Origin of the sequence: Vibrio nitrifigilis (genome assembly GCF_015686695.1) — a bacterium.
GTDB classification, from domain to species: Bacteria; Pseudomonadota; Gammaproteobacteria; order Enterobacterales; family Vibrionaceae; genus Vibrio; species Vibrio nitrifigilis.
The window spans coordinates 1-2,030 of sequence record NZ_JADPMR010000010.1 but is presented as its reverse complement, the minus strand read 5'-3'; the positions used below and the strand labels follow the sequence as shown (position 1 = coordinate 2,030).

The following is a 2,030-nucleotide window of genomic DNA, read 5'->3' as shown; positions in this document are numbered from 1 at the left end:
AACCTTCGTCTTTTGGCGATTGTTTTTCGAATTGCATTACAGCCATCAATTTACCGCCGCCTGAAGAGTGCGCGTAAACGTTTTTCACACGACCTGGCATTGCACGTTCAGTCATAGACAGAATGCTTGCTTCAGTACAGATACCCGCTAGAGAAACGTGCTCTTCACTGCAACCAATACAAGTTTGAGTGATTGGGTTTGTACGAGTGGTCACAGATTTCACTTTGATCACAGGAAGGCTAGGGTTTGCACCGCCAGTGTATCCTGGGAATTCAGGCATTGCTTTACCAGTGTTGCTGTTTTGGTCTTCAACAACGCGGTAATCCGGCATGATTTCGCCTTCAATAACGATTTCAGCGTGAGCAATTGCTTTAGTATCCACTGTTTTAGCTTGTACAAGTTCGACTGCTTTGTTACGGAAAGCACCAGCGATTTCTAGTTCGTTAAAACCAATTGGAGTTACTGGTGGCTCGAAACATGCTGAAACGTATACCGCTGGGTCTAGACCAATGTTCACCGTGATTGGTAATGGTTTGCCTGCTGCTTCCGCTTTTTGACGGAATACGTCGATGTGACGACCGGGGGAGAAGAAGATAGACACTTCATCACGAGCTTGGAAACATTGACGGTGGATAGTTACGTCACTTTCGCCAGTTTCTGGATCTTCTGCGTAAACAAGACCTAGAGTGACGTATGGACCTGCATCTTCAACAGTGTTTGTTGGTGCTGGGATGATTTTACGGATATCAAAATCAGGATCGCTTGCTAGGTGAACTACTTCTTGACATGCTGCCTGGTCAACAACAACCGGTTTGATTGGGTTGTTTACAGCGTTCATCATGGCACGGCCAAGGTTTTCAGGTTTGTGACCTAGAAGAAGCGCAGTACGAGCACGGCTAGCAAGAACACCGATAGCAACAGGAGATTTAGTGAAGCCTTTCACGTTATTGAAAAGCATCATTGGACCTTCTTTAGTTGGACGCATAGTTGTACCTGCTGCGCCAACGTGACGGTAAACACCAGATAATTCACCAACTGGATCGACTTCAACATCAGTTTCTAGTAATTGACCTTCGTATTTAGAAAAAAATTCGGTGCTTCATCACTTTTTTCACCTTTAAACTGCAGCGAGCCTTTATTCATCTTGTTGAATTTAATTTTCGTCAAACCTACGCGTTAATGATGTAACTTCTTGTAACTTGCACTCATAGAGCGGTGTTCTTCACCTTTTCAGTGATTCATTTTGCAACCTTTCACACGTGAACAATACTTAAGCCGTTAGCCGCATTAGGACTGTTTTATGAAGAAACATCGCTATTCACTCAGTATTCACATTAGTAGCTTATTTTTGGTACTTACTAGCCTGATAGGCATTGTGCTTATCACTATTAGTTACCAACATTCACAGCATTTACTGATGGGAAGCGCTAAGGCAGTGAGTGAAGAAAACAGTCAGAAATTACAGTCTGCGTTTCAAAAGACCACAGCACCGATTTTTTCGGCGCTGGATTTTATGGCTCACAGTCGCTTTGTTGAAACTGAATCACCTATCTATGATAAACCATTTTGGCTTTCAGCCATTGAAACCACGTTTAAGCGCAACCCTCACCTCGTCGCTCTCTATTTTGGTGCGAACAATGGTGATTTTACGATGCTTCGTCCCCTTTTCACTGAACAGGAACGGAAACGATTTAACGCCCCCGACACCGCTTCGTTATTTGTTAATCGCACAAAAGTTGATGGCACCAATGATGTGTATTTTTTCAATTCTCAGCAGCAAGAAGTGGGGTTTAGAAAATCCTTGGATAACCAATTTGATCCGCGCAAACGTCCTTGGTACACCAGTGCCCAAATGGATGGAGAAATTCGTTTAACAGAGCCCTATTTTTTCTATTTTCTGCAAACCTTTGGCGTCACACTCTCAAGAACATCCATGAGTGGCAGTCATGTGGTTGGTGCTGATTTTACACTAGAATCGCTTTCTAGCAGCTTAAACAAGATGAAAGGTACTGAGCATTCCAAACTGGTAC

The 2,030-nt window shown here is 43.4% G+C and carries 1 protein-coding gene and 2 pseudogenes; 1 reads left to right on the top strand and 2 read right to left on the bottom strand.

From position 1 onward, the window contains the following. Together I1A42_RS24575 and I1A42_RS25260 are read right to left on the bottom strand one after the other, a co-directional pair. On the bottom strand, positions 1 to 838 hold an 838-nt coding region (locus I1A42_RS24575; RefSeq protein ID WP_329604871.1), incomplete at its 3' end, for a UbiD family decarboxylase. 51 nt (positions 839 to 889) lie between these two features. Next, positions 890 to 1,018 (bottom strand): annotated as a pseudogene (locus tag I1A42_RS25260) (hypothetical protein); the annotation flags it as partial. A 282-nt stretch (positions 1,019 to 1,300) separates the two neighbouring features. Here I1A42_RS25260 and I1A42_RS24570 point away from each other — a divergent pair. Beyond that, a pseudogene (locus I1A42_RS24570) lies at positions 1,301 to 2,030 on the top strand (HD domain-containing phosphohydrolase); the annotation flags it as partial.